12 protein-coding genes are annotated in these 17,534 nt (G+C 35.3%); 7 read left to right on the top strand and 5 right to left on the bottom strand.

The window, feature by feature from the left end; translation table 11 throughout:
* Positions 1-205: 205 nt before the first annotated feature.
* The 5 genes from MUW73_RS02615 to MUW73_RS02595 form a co-directional block, all read right to left on the bottom strand.
* Entirely contained in the window at positions 206-676 is a 471-nt protein-coding gene (locus tag MUW73_RS02615; RefSeq protein ID WP_243018134.1) for a hypothetical protein, read from the bottom strand.
* A 217-nt stretch (positions 677-893) separates the two neighbouring features.
* The gene (locus tag MUW73_RS02610; RefSeq protein WP_243018135.1) at positions 894-1,211 is read right to left on the bottom strand and encodes a hypothetical protein; all 318 of its coding nucleotides are present in this window, start codon (positions 1,209-1,211) and stop codon (positions 894-896) included.
* 413 nt (positions 1,212-1,624) lie between these two features.
* The gene (locus MUW73_RS02605; RefSeq protein ID WP_243018136.1) at positions 1,625-2,698 is read right to left on the bottom strand and encodes an ankyrin repeat domain-containing protein; all 1,074 of its coding nucleotides are present in this window, start codon (positions 2,696-2,698) and stop codon (positions 1,625-1,627) included.
* A gap of 357 nt (positions 2,699-3,055) precedes the next feature.
* Entirely contained in the window at positions 3,056-4,240 is a 1,185-nt protein-coding gene (locus tag MUW73_RS02600; RefSeq protein WP_243018137.1) for an ankyrin repeat domain-containing protein, read from the bottom strand.
* 317 nt (positions 4,241-4,557) lie between these two features.
* Positions 4,558-5,577 carry an ankyrin repeat domain-containing protein gene (locus MUW73_RS02595; protein ID WP_243018138.1) on the bottom strand — a complete coding sequence of 340 codons (1,020 nt, stop codon included), beginning with the start codon at positions 5,575-5,577 and terminating at the stop codon, positions 4,558-4,560.
* Positions 5,578-6,138: 561 nt separating this feature from the next.
* Between MUW73_RS02595 and MUW73_RS02590 the strand changes: the two genes are divergently transcribed.
* The 7 genes from MUW73_RS02590 to MUW73_RS02560 all read left to right on the top strand — a co-directional run bounded on the left by MUW73_RS02590 (position 6,139) and on the right by MUW73_RS02560 (position 17,294).
* A complete protein-coding gene (locus MUW73_RS02590) occupies positions 6,139-7,587 on the top strand; it encodes an ankyrin repeat domain-containing protein (RefSeq protein WP_243018139.1) in 1,449 nt (482 codons plus the stop codon).
* Positions 7,588-7,784: 197 nt separating this feature from the next.
* Entirely contained in the window at positions 7,785-10,478 is a 2,694-nt protein-coding gene (locus MUW73_RS02585) for a putative LPS assembly protein LptD (RefSeq protein WP_243575226.1), read from the top strand.
* Between the two features lie 239 nt (positions 10,479-10,717).
* Complete coding sequence (gene atpD / locus MUW73_RS02580; protein ID WP_243018141.1) at positions 10,718-12,214, top strand: F0F1 ATP synthase subunit beta; 1,497 nt, start codon at positions 10,718-10,720, stop codon at positions 12,212-12,214.
* Positions 12,215-12,655: 441 nt separating this feature from the next.
* On the top strand, positions 12,656-13,312 hold the full coding sequence (locus MUW73_RS02575; protein WP_243018142.1) for an OmpH family outer membrane protein: 657 nt from the start codon (positions 12,656-12,658) through the stop codon (positions 13,310-13,312).
* Positions 13,313-13,564: 252 nt separating this feature from the next.
* Positions 13,565-14,452 carry a hypothetical protein gene (locus MUW73_RS02570; protein WP_243018143.1) on the top strand — a complete coding sequence of 296 codons (888 nt, stop codon included), beginning with the start codon at positions 13,565-13,567 and terminating at the stop codon, positions 14,450-14,452.
* Positions 14,433-15,800 carry a peptidylprolyl isomerase gene (locus MUW73_RS02565; RefSeq protein ID WP_243575225.1) on the top strand — a complete coding sequence of 456 codons (1,368 nt, stop codon included), beginning with the start codon at positions 14,433-14,435 and terminating at the stop codon, positions 15,798-15,800. Before MUW73_RS02570 ends, MUW73_RS02565 begins: the two co-directional genes overlap by 20 nt.
* A gap of 606 nt (positions 15,801-16,406) precedes the next feature.
* Positions 16,407-17,294, top strand: coding sequence for a hypothetical protein (locus tag MUW73_RS02560; RefSeq protein WP_243018511.1), 888 nt, complete (start codon positions 16,407-16,409; stop codon positions 17,292-17,294).
* Positions 17,295-17,534: the final 240 nt, after the last annotated feature.

The raw sequence follows: 17,534 nt of genomic DNA, 5'->3' as shown, positions 1-17,534 counted from the left end.
TTAAAAAATTTATTTTTTAACAGTGTCACGAACAGATACCGTAACTTTTTACAAGGAGCGCTTTATAAGCAGCTCCACCATAGTGCTGAATAGATAAGTGAAAATGAAATTATTTTTAAAATAACTTTCTTAATCACCTGATTATTTCAATTGAGACTATTTTCTGTTTACGACATTGGCAAATAAGCATTATTTACAAGATGCCTCATAGGGCATCTTGTAGCTGAATTTTAGACTCAGGGTAAATGAGTGAATGATTCTGGTCAGTGAATAATTCTGGAATGTAGTTCCTAGCGGCACCCAGACTGTATCCTATGTTGTAGCCTATAAACACATATCCTGCTGCCTGTAACAGTGATTCTGGTTCTATCGCAAATATTATTGACCTAAGCATAGTTCGTACTCTACTGACTCTACTGACTCTACTGAAGTTGCTTGCTGTTGGTAAAAAATTCCTACTATGTACATCTTCTTCTTGCCTATTAGAAGTATGATCTATATTTATCCTTTGTCTTATATCGCTTTGCGAACTATGACTGTGCTCTTTCCCTTCTTCTGAAATAGGAGTATTATCCATACGTAGGCTTTTCATTGTATTTACACAAGCAGATAAGCTAATTAGGCTGAGTAGCCCAATAAGTAAACTAGACCTATGTTGTATATTGTTTTTTCTCATGATCTACATAAATATTTATTATATAATGACTTATCAGGTAAGTAGAATTATTTATGTCTGTTCACTACTGTGGATAAAATTTGATTTTCGGCATGTTTTCGGTATCATTATAGAACAATTTTTTAGCTCAATCGCTGAATACTTGTTCCAAATTTTATTAGTACACAACTATAAAAAACACTGTTTTCTGCCACAGTCGTGAACGGACACAATTATTTTAGATTTTTTTTCTAAACGGGTCACCCATATCAGGAAAACTTCCTCGGGCTGATTGATTATGTGAAGAATAATTACTGCTTGGCTCACTTGAGCCAGCATAATAACCAATAGCACCACCAACAGCACTATATATTGCTGCTTTACCTACTTCTTTTACAATATCCTTTCCACTTTCTTTTACAACTTGTTTAAAAGTTTTACTATTCTCACCACCCATACGTAATGCTGAGCTTGTATTTATACAAGAAGACAGGGTGTTTAACCCGAATAGCATAATGAATAATTTGGAGTTATATTTTAGATATTTTTGTTTCATATTCAAAATGTTTAATAGTGATAGTACTAATTAATAAAGACTCAGTAGTATTATTTCAATAAATAGCCGATGCTATTTATATTTTTTTAACCTACTTAAGCCTAACGTTAAAAGAAAAAACCTCCTTTTGTAAGTAGTAATTGCAGTTAGAAAGTACACCCTAAAGCTGAAATAGAGAAACACTATGCTTGAGCTACTTAAAACGGGCAAGTCCTGTTTTACAACTTTAAAGTCTGCTTTCTAAAGCTATCTACCCAAAGCTTGGCTTTTGGAAGCTTCTTCATCAACAAAAAAATATCATATAAGTGTCTTATTTACGTTTACGATTGATTTGAAGAAATAAATCAATAAATAAACCAGAACTACTTGCTAAACAGCTACTTAAATTAAGAAAATAATAATATTGATTCGTGCTATATACATTTTTTTATTTTTTCTTGTATATTCTTCTGGAATAATTTTATATCCTCTTTATCTTTAAGTGATTGAGCATTGTTATTTTTTATGCACAAATTTGTGTCATTTCTTGACCCAAGATAATTAGCAATTTTTTTGCCTTCATCATTAGATAAATCTGCATACATTATTGCTGTATTTCCGCCCATGTTCTTTAAATTTTGATCTGCCCCTACAGAAACTAAAAACTTAACAGCTTTATAATTGTTAATTTTTGTTGTTCTCATCAATAGCGTATTATTACTTAGATCTTTCGCATCTTTATGTAAACCTGCATCAAGTAGACATTGGATGGCCTCTGGTAAATAGCTTTTTTCCTCCAGGTAATCTATAATTTCTTGAGTTATAGCAGTCGGATCATCAATCTTAAATGGACTACAATCTATTGACACATTCCCTTCATATAATTTACCGAATTTATCAATAGCGATTTCTGGAGGCGTTACAGCACTTCTATTATCACTTACATTCGAATTGTTTAGATTTGCAAGTTCGTTTGCACCTGCTACTATAGCCGTTCCATTCATTAATACGACTATTCCAGGAGCTACTACATCTTTTATAGTGTTTACTATAGAGCTTACGGTTGTGCTTACATTATTCATTACTTCTGTTGTCGTTCCATTACCGATGTAGTTTCTCATCAGACCTTCCTCTAGAACAGGGTTAGTTTCTGATGACCAATTATATATATATAAATAAATACTAGTTCCAATTAAAGACAGGCAAGTGGTTGTTCCCAGCACTGAAGCAATAATACCTAGTTTTGATTTATACCAAGGCTCTTTAACGAGATTAAACTTTAGATCCTCATTAGGGGGCTGATGATTGAGTAGATTTGCTTGCTGCGTTTGTTTGATGTCCCTATAAAAGGCCTCTATTCTTTTCTTTTTTTGCTTTTTTTCTTTTGACTTGAAGCAATCCATTCCTAACTGTCGTCCTGTATTGACACAAGAAGATAAGGTATGGAAACTTAATAAGCCTATAAATAAGCTTATCCTGGAACGTGTGTATGTTTTTTTTGTTTTCATAGTATTGATTGTTTAACTGTATGTGCTACAAACACTACTAAGCAGGCCTGAGATAGGCAATGAATAGTTTAACGTATGAATCATCTATATTACCAAGCCTACTTAATGTTCTAACCAAGGCCCTTTTTTCCTTTTGATGAGCAGTAATGGAGACTAAATATTTACTTACTTCTCACTCATATAATTAACAAAAAAAAAAAAAGAAATGCAAACATAATGCAATAAAAATCAATACATTTAAATAGATATTTGAAATACTATGGAAATTTTTGCTTTAATACCTAATGGTAGCTAGCTTAAAAAAATATGAATGCTTGTTTAAGCGCTTCTAGTAGACACTTATACTTATTTCGCGTCTTACTTTTTGCGTTGTCTGGATTTTTTGTATGGTCGCGTGCCGAACTTTTTCTGAGTTTGCTTAAAATTTTTCTTGTATGCAGCTGAGGTTGGTGCAATAAACGGGTAGCTAATTTCACGTTTCTGCTTAGGATGCGCCGAAACCCATTTTTCTGCTGCTTCTGTTACTTTTTCTATAATAAACTCATCACAAAATTTTTTTACATAGGATAGTGGCGTATGCTTCCTCTTATTTTCTATCACGGGGTTTGCCCCATTGTTTAATAAGAAAATAACCTTATCGTCATGACATGGTAATATCTCTTTGTGTAATACTGTATCGCCATTGCAATCTTGCATATTCAAATCAAGGTTTTGATCTATTGCGAATTGTAAATCAGATTGATCACCGTCTCCTCTACTGTACATCAAGCGCATTAATAGAGGCGTCCCTACTTGATCCCTTGCGTTGATACTTAAACCTTTTTCAGTAACCCAATATTTTAGCCTGGCTTTATCATCGTTATGCTCCATAAGGTCACGTCTGATCTCTTCATCTAAAACCATAGGATCTTTAACACAATTAGCAGCCTGCCACTTAGTAAGTAATTCTTCGAGGTGCTTTGGTACAGGTGTTATAGAGGTGACTTGTCTGAATCCTGAAGGATTAGCACAATTATTATTCGAGCTATTGCGGTTCCATAGTAAGCTTAAACCTGTCATATTTGCTATATGCAATAAGCCTGAGCATACAGAAGCTGTAGTAGATGTTATGCTGTTTGACACATTTTCTGGTGTTGTTACTGTGGTATTTTCTATAGCTGTCGTTAGATTGCCTATAAAGTTGTCGTTTTGTATTACCACAGGGTTAGTTCCTAATAGATACGCTGTAGCTCCAATAGTGCCTACACCTACTACTACCAACACTACTAAACTCCCAATAAATCGTTTTGATGTATACCAGGGAGCTGTAGCGAAATTAAAAGTGAGATCCTCACTAGTAGACTGATCATGAAGCGGTTTTCCTGCCTGCTTTTGTTCGATGTCTCTATAAAAAGCCTTTACTTTTTGCTTTGTTCCCTTTGACTCGAAGCAACCCATACCTAATGCTCTCCCTGTATTGACACAAGAAGATAAGGTATGTAAGCTAAATAAGCCGATGAACAGACCTACCCTGTAACGGGTATATGTTTTTTTTGTTTTCATAAGTATTGATTGTTTAACTAATGTATGCCATATAATCACTACCAAGCAGCTGTGAGCTACGGTAATGGATAACCCATATAATATGGGCTATCCAGATTACTTCACCTGCTTAGGTTGCTATATTAGCAAGGTACCCCTTCCCCTTAATAATGAACGGTAATGAAAGCTAGCTATTCATCGTGTGTTCATTTTTTTAATATAACAAAAAAAAGATAAAAGCACAATAAAAAACTAGTAATCAATATAATATTATATTTTCATATATTCTTTGCAAAAGTATCGACAATGTTTAGTTTAGTAATCGATACTACCTAGTCTCATTTTTTGCGCTGCCTGGATTTTTTGTATGGTGACGTGCCGAACTTTTTCTGAGCTCTCTCGAATATTTTCTCCGCTTCGTTCAACTTTGGTATAGTGTATGCGTTACTAGCCTCACGTTTGTGATTATGGTGTTGGACCACCCACTGTTGCTCTGCTTTTTCCCACATTTTTGCAATAGATAAATATTTACGAAATTCTGCAACCTGTTTTGCGGTACTATTGGCACGGTTTTTTATAAAGGGATTTGCGCAGTTGTCTATAAAAAACTGAACATTTTCTTCGTTACCTCCAAATGATGCAAGTATTGAAGCTGTGTTCTCACCTTCATCTGTTGCATCCAAATCCGCCCCTGCATTTTTTAGGAGTTTCAAAGCCTCTACGTTTCCATCTTCTGCCGCATACATTAGTAGGGTGCGCCCGGTTTCATCACTTACATCTATAGCTGAAGTACGCAAAAATTCTTCTATGCTTTCCTTCGAGAAATTAGCCTTCCGAACCTTATCTATAGCAGTCGAATTGATTGTAATGTTGACCCTTGGTCGCGGTATAGTGTTTGTGTCCAAATACTTTTTTGGGCTCTGGTTACACATTATAATACGATTGCTATCGGTTGGAACTTTGGTTCCGTTGTTATATAGGGTTCGATTGTTCATTGTGCCTGCTATAGCACTAGATCCTGAACTAGATTCTGCTAGTTTATACCATGTTATACCTCCAGCTGTAAATAGCGTAACTCCCATTAGGAAACTCCCAATACCTAGTTTTGATTTATACCAAGGCTCTTTAGCGAGATTATACTTTAGATCCTCATTCGGAGTCCGATGATTAAGTGGCTTTGCTTCCTGCGCTTGCTTTATTTCCTGCTTTAGTTGCTTTTTTTGCTTTTCTTCCTTTGACTCGCAGCAACCCATTCCTAATTGCCCTCCTTTATTAACACAAGAAGCTAATGTATGGAAGCTAAATAAGCCGATGAATAGACCTACCCTGTAACGGGTATATGTTTTTTTTGTTTTCATAAGTATTGATTGTTTAACTAATGTATGCCATATAATCACTACCAAGCAGCTGTGAGCTAGGCTAATGGATAATCCATATAATATGGGCTATGCATGCTACTTTACCTGCTTGGGTTGCTGTTTAGCAAGGTGCCTTTTTCCTCTTAATAATGAACGGTAATGAAAGCTAGCTATTCATTGTGTGTTCATTTATGAATCTAGCAAAAAAGAGATAGAAAAACAATTAAAAAGAACTAATAATCAATCTATTTTAAGATATTTTTTGTACAAAAGGGGGCTTGAATAGATGCTATAATTGGCTCTAGCTTAAGCCAAGCCAGTCTGCCAAAAATTGGACAAAAAGCTAATTCCTTAAAATCTGTAATAGAGATAAAGAATGTGAGCTATAACTATTATTTGTTCTTTTTATCCAAAATTTTTTCTCAAACTATTGTTTTTTTAAAAAAAAATTGTATATAGAAGTTTTTAAAAAAAGTCAATCCTTTTATAGGATTTTTTATTTTTTCATGAACTTAGTAATCCCTAGTATTTAAAATACAAATTAATTAAACCAGAATCATCATGGCTATCAGATTTATCTTACCTGTTGAGTGGCCTTGTTTAAAATCAGCGGCCTCTCTAGTGCTTATTGTACGCCTATTTTGTACTATTGCTTGTACTAAATATACTAGTAATAGTAGAGACTATATGGATGGAGAAAACGATGAGGAAAATAACTTACTCGTTGGTGTAAACGCAGAAGAAACTCGGAAAAGATCGGAGCAAAAGAAAAAAAAGCTATCGAAAAAACGGGAGAAAAAGTGCCAGATAGCTGCCGAACAAGAGAGACTCTTTATAGAAGTATATGAGAAGGGTGATATAACAGCACTCCGCGATTATTTTAATTTTTTCAGAAACAGCAATATGCTTCTTGCATCTAAAGAGAAAGCTAAACTAGAGACATACCTAACTCTAATAATAGCAAGTTTGTTAACTAAAGAAGCACAAACGACTATTCGAGCAGCTAGTGATGTAGCCCGTATCCGAGAATTGCTTGACCATCCCCTATGTGATGTTAATAAAAAAGATAAATACTGTAATGCTCCTATACATGCAGCAGTATTTCATAGCAATATAATACTATTAAAAATGTTACTGAAAAAAGCGGATATTAACGTTAATTTATTAGATGCAAGTGGATTAGCCCCTATTCATAGAGCCATAATGCATAATGACGAAGGGGTATTTCGTATGTTACTGGAAAGAGAAGATATTGACCCTAACCTATTAGGTAGAGGTTTGCCTCCCATGTATAGAGCGATACAGATTCATAGAATGAACTTATTAACTATACTATTGACACAAAAACAAAAGAAACTGGAATTTGATATCAGAGCTATCAGAAGTATCGGAGCTACTAATGCTAAATATGAAGTACCCTTAATTCATTATCTAGTACATTGGTATCATCCACAGATATGGGAGATGTTTATGGAAGGACCGGAAGATTTAAAAGTTAAAATTGATGTAAATGCCAAAGATTCCTATGGTTGTACGGCACTACATTGCGCACTATATCATGTAGGAAAGTCGGAAGTAGGAAAGCCGGAAGAATGGCCCATAGAGGGTATTAATAAATTGCTAGAGCATAATAATATTGATGTTAATGCATGCGTAAATACGCTATACACTCCACTACATACATTGATATTCAATAAAAATTTCAATGAATCGTTGTGTCTAAAACTAATTAACCATGAAAGACTAAACGTTGATCATAATCCTGCAGTAGGCATAACCCCTTATGCTTTTGCCTGGTTAGTTGGTAACAAAGAGGCAATGAAAATTTTAAGCGAAGACCAGCGTTTTAGTACTAACACACCCCCAATTCATATTAAATGGTATTATTGGCTCCATAAAATTATACAATTAAACAAATCCGAGCCTGATGACTTAGCCACTTTCAGCGCTTTATTTGAAAAGGTTCATAAAAAACTAATAGAATATGAAAACGATAAAAAAGCAAACTGATATGGGTCAAGCAACAGTAATGCGTGATGTAATAGAAGCTATAATAATGCTTATTGGTTAGAGACTACTATATGAAAAACAAATAGATACTTTTATATTTGGGATTGTCTATCTTTCTTTATACCAAAAAGGTAAAAGTAAAATTTGTTTGTGTGACTAGGTCTTATTTCCTCCGTATTGTTGCTTTAATGCCATTTATGCTTAGTGGTGTATCGACTTTCTCTAAAGCAACCCATTATTTTAATGGTGTCCCTTATGTTAGTAATCTTTTTAGCAATCCATATAAAAACTGGATATTGCCCAATGGCTACTTTAATAATAAAAAGCAATATGATGCTAAATTTAATCAACCATTTATTTTTAATAAAAGCATTCAATGGCTTCCTATCCTAACTCGTAGTAAAAAAGAAGGAGAGAAAAAGTTAGATATTGTTCATTATCATTCGAAAGAGTCAATTGTTTTTGATGCTAGAAAGAATATACTCTCTCTACATGGTGATAGTTCAGTTAGTTATGATCAGATGAAACTAGCGGCAAATTTATTTTCTTTCCACCTAAATACCAACACTATACGTGCAAAAGGAACTAAGGATCTACATAATAAATCGATCGGGAACCCTGTTTTTATCTATAATGATGTAAGCAAAAATAAATATGGAAAAGCTGGTACTACGCAAACACGGATCTTCTTTATGGAAAAAATCCGCTATAATATCGACACTAAGCGAGCTCTAGTAGATAATTTACTGACCAAACAGGAAGATGCCATTATTAAAAGTAAGCAGGTAAAAAAAGATGATGAAGAAACATTTTATGCTCAAGATATAATCTTTACAACTTGTGGCCTAGCAGACCCCCATTTTTACATACGTACGAAACGTGCTAAACTGGTGCAAGATAAGCAAATTACTACTGGGCCTTTTCGCTTTTACTTTGATAATGCGCCCACTCCATTAGGATGTTTTTTTGGGACGCTATTTCTGGAAGGCAAACGTACACATGGTATTATTCCACCAGAAATTGGGGAGGGGGACAATGGATTTTATCTCCGCAATGGCGGATACTATATAAACTTCAAGGATTATGTAGATATTTCTATGTTAGGTACTATTTACTCTAGTGGTAGTGCAGAACTTAAGAATGAGCTGCGTTACAAAAAACGATACCTATGTAGTGGAAGTATTTATTATGCACATAATTTTGAGGCGCAAGAGAAGGGATGGTCTTTGAAATGGAAACATAAAACACTAACATACGGAACCAGAAGTTTCAACGCCAATGTTGACCTACGTAGCAGGTCTTATAAAACATTCGATCATGACGATAAACAACTGACCAAAGCCATGGAAAACCAATCTTCTGGTAGCTTAGCTTACGAAGATCAATTGGTAGGCCTTCCCTACAGATTAACGCTACGAGCAGCATATAATCATAATTTTCTTTCCAATTTCAAACATTGGCATTTGCCAGAAGGAACGTTGAGTAGTGCTTCTTGGTATCCATTTAAAAAGGCTCAATTTAAAGGTGCCAATCATTGGCTCCATAATGTGCAATTAAAGCATACTATAAATTTTGAAAATCACTTTCAAAATGCAAAAAAAGATAGTAGCCAAACAGACCAAAAATCCACTTTAAAGATTCCTTCAACTGCTCCATGGAACGGTTACATAGAAAATGGTCTGCAACATACCATTCCCCTTAGCATGCAATGTAAAGTGTTTGATTTTATTAACTTAAAACCTCATCTCAACTACAGCGAAGCATGGTATTGGTTACCAAAAGGCACAAAAGGACCTATAAGCGTACCGGGATTTAATAGGGTGTATGCCTGGGATTTCGGTTCAGCATTAGACACTGCGCTATATCACACGCATTATTTTAAAGAAGGAAGTTGGATCGAAGGCTTTCGCATTAAAACAGTACCCACTTTTTCCTTTACCTATACCCCTGATTTTTCTAAAAATTACTTCGAAGAGGTCGAAAAAGACCAAGGCAAAAAAGAAAAAAAATATGCATTTGCAGGACTACGACCAAGCTTAAATTTGTCGAATCGTGCTACCTCTATTCTAAAGTTTGAACTACATAATACAGTTGAATTAAAAGTAAAAAAAGCAATAAACCCAGAAGAGAAAGAAAAAAAGCCAACCAGCCGCAAAATCTTTTTGTTAAAAAACTTAGACTTTAACACGCAATATGATTTTAAAGCAGAGAAGTGTCATCTAACAGAGGGGCTTCATTTTCATGTTGCTAGCCAGGCAGAAATGGAGAAAATAGGTAAGGTAGGTCTTGATTTAACTGTCAATTTTGATCCCTATCTATCTGAAACTATAAGCTTAGATTCAGGCCAAATCAAAGAAGAACCTATCAATGTTTTGGCATGGCATCATGGTGGCTATTTAGGAAAAGTTAAAAAAGCACAATTCAAGATCAATATAGATTGTGCACACTATTTAAGTGAGGAGAAAAAGAAAAAAAAAGCGCTACTCAATGATAGTGACCAATTAACCAATAAGATAAAGGACCACAAGATAGATTTTGACATACCTTGGAATTTTAGTTTGGAATTTAATTGGCAATATACAAAGCTGTATAAGTATAAGGATGGGGACAAACAATATACTATGAATAAGTATATAACCTTTAATGGGGATACTACTTTGGTTAAAAAATGGAAAGTAGGCTTACGTAGCACGTATGATTTTACTGAAGGTAAATTTCAACCATTTGCAACAGAAATTTCGATTCAACGCGACCTACACTGCTGGCAGCTTAGTTATCAATGGCATCCACTAGGAGAATCGGCTAAATATGATTTTTGTTTAGGTGTAAAAGCAAATATGTTAAAAGCATTGAAATTACCAAGAAAAAGAAGCTATAATAAACTAAACTAAACTAGGTATATCCTTGCTAAGTCAGTGGTAAAAAAGGCGTTCGGTAACAAATTGCTTATCACAAATAGGTGTAGGTTTTATAAGGCGGCTAATAGCAAATCCAATCCTTTTTTATAAATTTAAGGTGCTAAAGAAGAAAAGCCTATTTAGCAATGTTATTAATGTTGTTAACAAATACTTTTTTATAACTAGCCTGAAGAGAAAGATAAATATCTTTCACTTATTTTCATAACAAAATAATGTCCCATACTGGAAAAATTATTCAAATTATAGGTCCTGTAATTGATGTTCGTTTTAGTGAAGAAGCTAACTTGCCCAGTATATTAAACGCACTACATATCCAAACTCCTTCTGGCAAAGTAGTAGTATTGGAGTGTCAACAGCACTTAGGTGAGCATTGCGTACGAACCATCGCTATGGAAGGTACAGAGGGTTTAACACGAGGGCTAGAGGTGGTAGATACAGGTGCACCTATTCAAGTACCTGTAGGTGATGCGGTACGTGGCCGTCTTTTTAATGTTATAGGGGCTGCTATAGATGGCATGCCGGAGCCAGAAACGGACCAGAAGTTATCTATCCATAGGGCTGTACCACCTTTTGATCAACTTTCTTCGACAACAGAAATACTCTATACTGGTATCAAAGTTATTGATCTACTGGCACCTTATGTGAAAGGTGGTAAGATTGGGTTGTTTGGTGGTGCAGGTGTAGGTAAAACAGTTTTGATTATGGAACTGATTGATAATATTGCTAAATCCTATAATGGTCTTTCTGTATTTGCGGGTGTGGGCGAACGCACACGTGAAGGGAATGACCTGTTGAGAGAAATGATTGAGGCAGGGGTAATTAATTATGGGGAAGCATTTACAAAGGCTATGGAGCAAGGTCATTGGGACCTTAGTAAGGTAGATTATGAAGCGCTAAAAAAATCTCAAGCTGCATTGGTATTTGGTCAAATGAATGAATCTCCGGGTGCCAGAGCACGTGTAGCATTGACTGGTCTTTCTATTGCAGAGTACTTTCGTGATCATGGCCAAGGAGAAGCAGGAAAAGATATCCTCTTTTTTATTGACAATATTTTTCGTTTCACACAAGCTGGTGCAGAAATTTCTGCTTTACTGGGGCGTATACCTTCTGCCGTGGGTTATCAACCCACCCTTGCCACAGAGATGGGTGCTATGCAAGAACGTATTACCTCTGTCAAACATGGTTCTATTACCTCTGTTCAAGCCGTTTATGTTCCAGCAGATGATTTAACCGATCCTGCGCCTGCTACTACTTTTACCCATTTAGATACCACCACTGTGCTATCTAGAAGAATAGCCGCACTGGGTATTTACCCAGCAGTAGACCCTTTAGCTTCTTCCTCTAGGGTATTAAATCCGGAGATATTAGGAAATTTGCATTATGATACGGCTCAAAAAGTAAAAAGAACCCTACAACGCTATAAAGAACTACAGGATATTATAGCCATTTTGGGTATGGATGAACTTTCAGAAGAAGATATACAGACCGTTTACCGTGCTAGAAAGGTAGAGCGGTTTCTATCTCAGCCATTTAATGTTGCAGAAAGATTCACAGGGATCAAAGGGGAGCGTGTGCCTATAGAAGAAACTATTAAAGGATTCAATATGATTATTGATGGAGCCGTAGACCATCTACCTGAAATGGCTTTTAATTTAGTAGGCAATATTGAGCAAGCAATCGTTAAAGGAGAAAAACTGCTTGGAGGGTAATCCAATAATAAATCCCCTATTAAGTAGGCTAAAATAGTGCACTATACCTTCATTGATTTTTAGTAAAAATTAAAAAATCTCTTTTTTAAATGAAGTTTTCTGCGTAAAAATAGGAAAAAAGGCACTTTATCCTTTTTTCGCTTACTTGCTAACTTGATCTTTATCCTATTTATTCGTAAAATGCGTTATTTGTTGGGATGGATTAAACTTTTTACGTAATTCGCTTGTAATGAGGGATTATAGAAGCAATGGATCGCAATGCAAAGCGCTAGCGTATTTTAATGTGTGTCTATTTAACTAGCGGATTAATTCCCAAATTAGGATACACATAAGCGTTTCGGAAAAAGTCTATTAGTTGGGGGGTAACTAGAGGTATTATATATTTTATATGTCTAATAGCTCTTTTGTATTAATATAATTAAACGTTAAAATTTTACTGTAATGAATTATAGATTTTTATCTGCCTTGGCATTTGTTTTCTCTATGTATACTGGTGTAAAAGCCCAGCATTCGTCTAACACTATGGAAAAACTGCAACAGGCAGCACCAAGTTTAAAAATTGGCTATGTAGATATGGTTTTTATTTTAGAAAACTTACCGGAAGCTAGAAAAAGTACTGCAGAAATTCAGAGCTTTCAAAAGCAACTAGAGAACCAGATGCAAACAAAAGCTAAAGAGTATCAACAAAAAGCTGAAACTTTTCAACAGCAACAAGATACCTTTACGGAAGCTCAAAAAAAACAGAAAATCATAGAAATGTCTAAATTAGAATCAGAATTGAGAGCACTCCAAGAGCAACATTATCCGAAAATGCAAGACAAGTATAAAACAGTTATGCAACCACTCCATGACAAAATACAAACGGTAATTTATAAGATTGCACAGGAGCATGCTTATACTTTTGTTTTCAATAAAAACACAGAAGTTGGGCCTGTTCTACTTTTTGCAGAGCAGTCGTTTGATCTTTCTGAACTTGTCTTGGAAAAGCTCAAAGCAGTAGTATCTAAAGAGACTCAACCTCCTGTAGTAGGCTCGAAAGCTCAAATACCCGCTGCTAAAGTATCTACACATCCAGCTAAGCCTGTTAAGAAAAAATAATTTTTTCCCTCTGGCATAACAACTGGAAAAGAGTGTCTCATACTGGTTACTATTCATTTTAGTAACCAGTCCACTTTTTTTGAAACGCCACCTCTGGTGGTAATTTGTACTTGTGTTGGGAACGTATTACATAGATGCTGTATATTTGGATTGCGCTTTTGCTTTTGTGTTTTTCTATCAATTCTTTAGCATAAACGCATTGCGAAAAAAGTTTAATATTAAACTTCAGTATCATTTTTTTATAGATTCATTTTGAGGACATCTCGTTTGAATAGGCTTTTTGCTTGTACCTTGCTAGCTATCTTTGCTTACTGGTTGGTACACACTTTTCGTGATCAAAAAACTAGACAACATCCAGAAAAAGGTACTTTTATTGCTCGTGTAGGTCAGCAATACTTATATCTATCAGATCTGCGCTCCATAGACCTTTCTTCGATTCATCCTGAAGATAGAACTTCTTTTATTAATGAATATGTCGAAGAATGGGCTTGTAAACAGCTCCTTATGGCCCAAGGCAATTACCAGTCTATTCAACCTGCTATCGACGATAAGGTCAATGACTACAAGAATGACTTGCTCGCATACCATTTTTTAGAAAACCTTATTCAACTTGAGCTAAATCCTCATGTATCATCAGAAGAGATAGTTGATTATTACCACAAGTACAAACATAATGACTTTATACTGCATCATGATATCGTCAGAGGCATTTTTTTGGCACTGCCTAAAAAGGCTACTTGTATTAATGCTGTAAAATCACTTATGCTATCGAATAAAGATACAGACCTAAAAAAATTGAAAAAGCGTTGCAAACCTTATGCCCATAAGGCTATTTTGGATGCTAATAAATGGTTTCCGTGGGAAACTGTTTTGGCCAAACTTGGTTATCGTCCACTTGTGCATACAACTAGATTGTTAAAAACAAATAAATTTATCCATGTAGCGGGCCCAAAACACATCTATCTTTTAAAGATAAATCAATATAAAATAGCACAAGAAATTGCCCCTTTAGAAGAAGTAGAAGATCAGATCAAGTCTATTATACTACATAAAAGGAGGTTAGAGCTGATAAACAAAATAAAACGTAAACTTTTAGAAGATGCTAAAAAAAATCATACCTGTGTTATCCAGATTAAATAAAAGCTTGATAAGCCATCTTATTATATTGACTTGCGTTTGGCTACCTACTACCAGGGCAAGTGATAAGTTGTTGTTAGACAAGGTAATAGCTACTGTAAATAAAGAGCTGATTTTACATTCTGATTTAGAAGAAGCATGTAAACAACTGGCTTTAGAAGGTAAGGTAGTTAATGAGTCTATGAAAATGTATGTATTGCGAGAATTAGTCTTAAATAAGATTTTTTTAGCAAAAGCTAAGTTACATGATGTTAAAATACCCAAAACAAGTATTGAACGAGCATGTGATGATAGAATCGCTAATTTGGTACAGCGTTTTGGTTCGGAGGAAAAGCTTGTTCAAGTTGCCCATCAATCTATTTACGATATTAAGAAAAGTGTAAAGCAGAGGGTCAAATCAGAGTATTTGGTCTCATGGGTACATCAGCACCTTACAGAAAATGTAGTAGTTACGCCAGCAGATGTAAAAGCTTATTTTAATGCATTGCCCCTACATAATCGACCTTACTATCCTGCTTCTGTTAAGGTATGTGAATTAGTGGTTTATCCTAAGGTAAATCCAGCAAGAGAGGCAGCCGTTAAGAGCAAACTGCTGAGTATAAAACAATCCGTTCTAAATGGCCTGGTTACTTTTGCTGAATCGGCTAAGGAACATTCAGATGATATCCATTCTGCTGTTAAGGGGGGTGAAATTGGCTGGGTGCGTTTAGGTGTATTAGCGCCAGCTTATGAATCAGCTGCGCTTGCACTTAAGATTGGGGAAATAAGTGATCCTATAGCTTCTGAATTTGGATGGCATCTTATACAATTAACAGGGCGTAATAAAGATCAGTATAATACACGCCATATACTGAAAGTTTTGGCACCAACAGAAGAAGAAATTAGTTTAGCTCAAGTTGAATTAAACAAGATTAGAACAAAAATCATTACAGGAACATTGACTTTTGAAGCAGCTGTACAGCAATATTCAGAAGATAAGGAAACAGTTGCCAGAGGAGGGGTGATTAGGCATAACCAGCAAGGGGAGGTATTACCTGGCCAACTAATCCCTGTAGAGTCTTTGGATCCAGATCTATTTTTTGCAATTGATGCACTTGAAGTAGGTGGAGTCAGTCAACCCCACTATATGGCTGGGGCCTATCAACCAGCTTGGCGGTTATTTTATCTCAAGCAAAAGGTAGAGGCCCATCCAATGAATCTTACACAGGATTATGAAAAGATCCATGATTATTTATTGCAACAGAAAAAAAAAGAAGCTATTGATCAATGGATTCAAACAGCTAAGTCAGAATGTGTTGTGAGTTTTTCACCAGCATATGAAACAGTAGAAAAGTTAATAGGGTTAAGCTAAGTCAACGTATCTGTTCCTGACACTGTTAAAAAATGAATTGTTTAAAGCTACTTTTTGCTTGATCAAAAAGTAGCCCAAAAATCAAGCGCTGATGAAAAAAGTTACTGTAAGCTTAGTTTACAGCTGGAAAAACAGGAACCTCTCTGCAAGCCATCCCGGCAACTGTTTTTCTTTTGATCTGTAAGCTCGGCTTTCTGATCGTACTTTTTTCAAAGGGCGCGTTTTTTTTCTAGCATAAGCGATAGTAGTGAACGGACAATGGCGTCAACTTAAGATATATATTTAATTGATTATTAGATACAATGATATATAAAAACGCCCCTTGTAAAAAGCTGCGATCAGAAAGCTCAGCTTATAGTTGAAAAGAAAAACAGTTTTGTTTGAAGCCCGCGTAGCGGGCGAGTTCTGTTTTTCCAGCTGTAAGCTGAGCTTGCAGCAGTTTTTTGCACAGGGCTTGATTTTTTGCTTACTTTTTTATCAAGAAAAAAGTAAGAGAAAAACATTTATAATCAAATAAAAAATTACTTAATTTGACGCCATTAGGTGAACGGAACCAAGTCAAATTGATTTAATAATCAGCATCTACCTATCAAACAAAATAAGAAGATGAAAATACCCTATACATCCCTTATACACAAAGCAAAAAAATATCTATTAAGCAATAGCAAACAGTCTATTTTCCCATTTGCTACTATATTTTTTAGTATCAGTTGTTGGCCTTTTCTTTCTTCAAGAGAAAAAAACAAATTAGACAAGCTAATAGAGGAAGAAAAATTACAAACCGCAAGTATAAAAAGAGCAAGAGAAAAAAGAAAAAAAATGGAGCAAGAGCTACAAGAGCGAGTACAAAAAAGCAGCGAAAGCACTAAGAAAATACAAAAAGAAATACGAAAACTAGAAGCAATACAAGAAAGGTCAAACAAAAAGCAAAACAAGGAACTTGAGAAGCTAATGGAAGAACTACATAAAGGAGAAATAAACATACAAGAACTTAAGAAAAACGTAGCACAACTAGAAATAGATCAAAATACACTAGGGCACAGCATAGAAGAATTACGCGAGACACAAAGAGAAACACGAGAACAACTAGAAAGAGACCAAAATACACTAGAGCGCAGCATAGAAGAATTACTCCAGGAACAACGAGAAACACTAGAACAAGCAAGACAACAGGTCGCAAGTCTATCAAGCCAAATAGAACCACAAGGCCCAACTTCAACTATAACAAGAGAACAATGTGAACGTAAAATAAGAATAGTAACAGAGACAAGCAATGGCCCTGAGCCAGGCACATCAGCAATAAATCCAGACAACAGGTGTTTAATATGCCTCGATGAAACAGGTGATGATTGGCGTACCTTGCGCTGTTGTAGCAAGCCAACAAGCCCCAAGTATATACACCTATCTTGCATGGTAAATTCTGTCATGTCGGAAGGAGAGGGCTGGATGGAAGCAAAATGCCCAATTTGTCGAAGTATTATCGGTCTTTCCTAATGCATTATGTGAACCTTTTACTGAAAGTGCCTAATTTCTTATCGGCTGTCATCATACTTATAATATACCAAATATGTATCCGTTCACGACTGTGGTTTTTCTTCGATTATATTTAGCAACTTTTTGGTTTGCGTTGACTCAATTAGTAGAAAATGAATTTTTGTTGTTACTTTTTTCTTGATAAAAAAGTAAGCAAAAAATCAAGCGCTCATGAAAAAAGTTACTGCAAGCTTCGTTTAC

It is taken from the genome of Candidatus Cardinium sp. cByotN1 (genome assembly GCF_022810525.1).
Taxonomy (GTDB): Bacteria; Bacteroidota; Bacteroidia; order Cytophagales; family Amoebophilaceae; genus Cardinium.
This window is presented reverse-complemented; position numbering and strand designations above follow the sequence as displayed.

Excerpts from the sequence above, each read along its gene's own strand:
- MUW73_RS02610 (WP_243018135.1), bottom strand. The coding sequence starts at position 1,211 with ATGAAACAAAAATATCTAAAATATAACTCCAAATTATTCATTATGCTA.
- MUW73_RS02590 (WP_243018139.1), top strand. The coding sequence starts at position 6,139 with ATGGCTATCAGATTTATCTTACCTGTTGAGTGGCCTTGTTTAAAATCA.
- MUW73_RS02560 (WP_243018511.1), top strand. The coding sequence starts at position 16,407 with ATGAAAATACCCTATACATCCCTTATACACAAAGCAAAAAAATATCTA.
- MUW73_RS02615 (WP_243018134.1), bottom strand. The coding sequence starts at position 676 with ATGAGAAAAAACAATATACAACATAGGTCTAGTTTACTTATTGGGCTA.
- MUW73_RS02575 (WP_243018142.1), top strand. The coding sequence starts at position 12,656 with ATGAATTATAGATTTTTATCTGCCTTGGCATTTGTTTTCTCTATGTAT.
- MUW73_RS02600 (WP_243018137.1), bottom strand. The coding sequence starts at position 4,240 with ATGAAAACAAAAAAAACATATACCCGTTACAGGGTAGGTCTGTTCATC.
- MUW73_RS02585 (WP_243575226.1), top strand. The coding sequence starts at position 7,785 with ATGCTTAGTGGTGTATCGACTTTCTCTAAAGCAACCCATTATTTTAAT.
- MUW73_RS02595 (WP_243018138.1), bottom strand. The coding sequence starts at position 5,577 with ATGAAAACAAAAAAAACATATACCCGTTACAGGGTAGGTCTATTCATC.
- atpD (WP_243018141.1), top strand. The coding sequence starts at position 10,718 with ATGTCCCATACTGGAAAAATTATTCAAATTATAGGTCCTGTAATTGAT.
- MUW73_RS02605 (WP_243018136.1), bottom strand. The coding sequence starts at position 2,698 with ATGAAAACAAAAAAAACATACACACGTTCCAGGATAAGCTTATTTATA.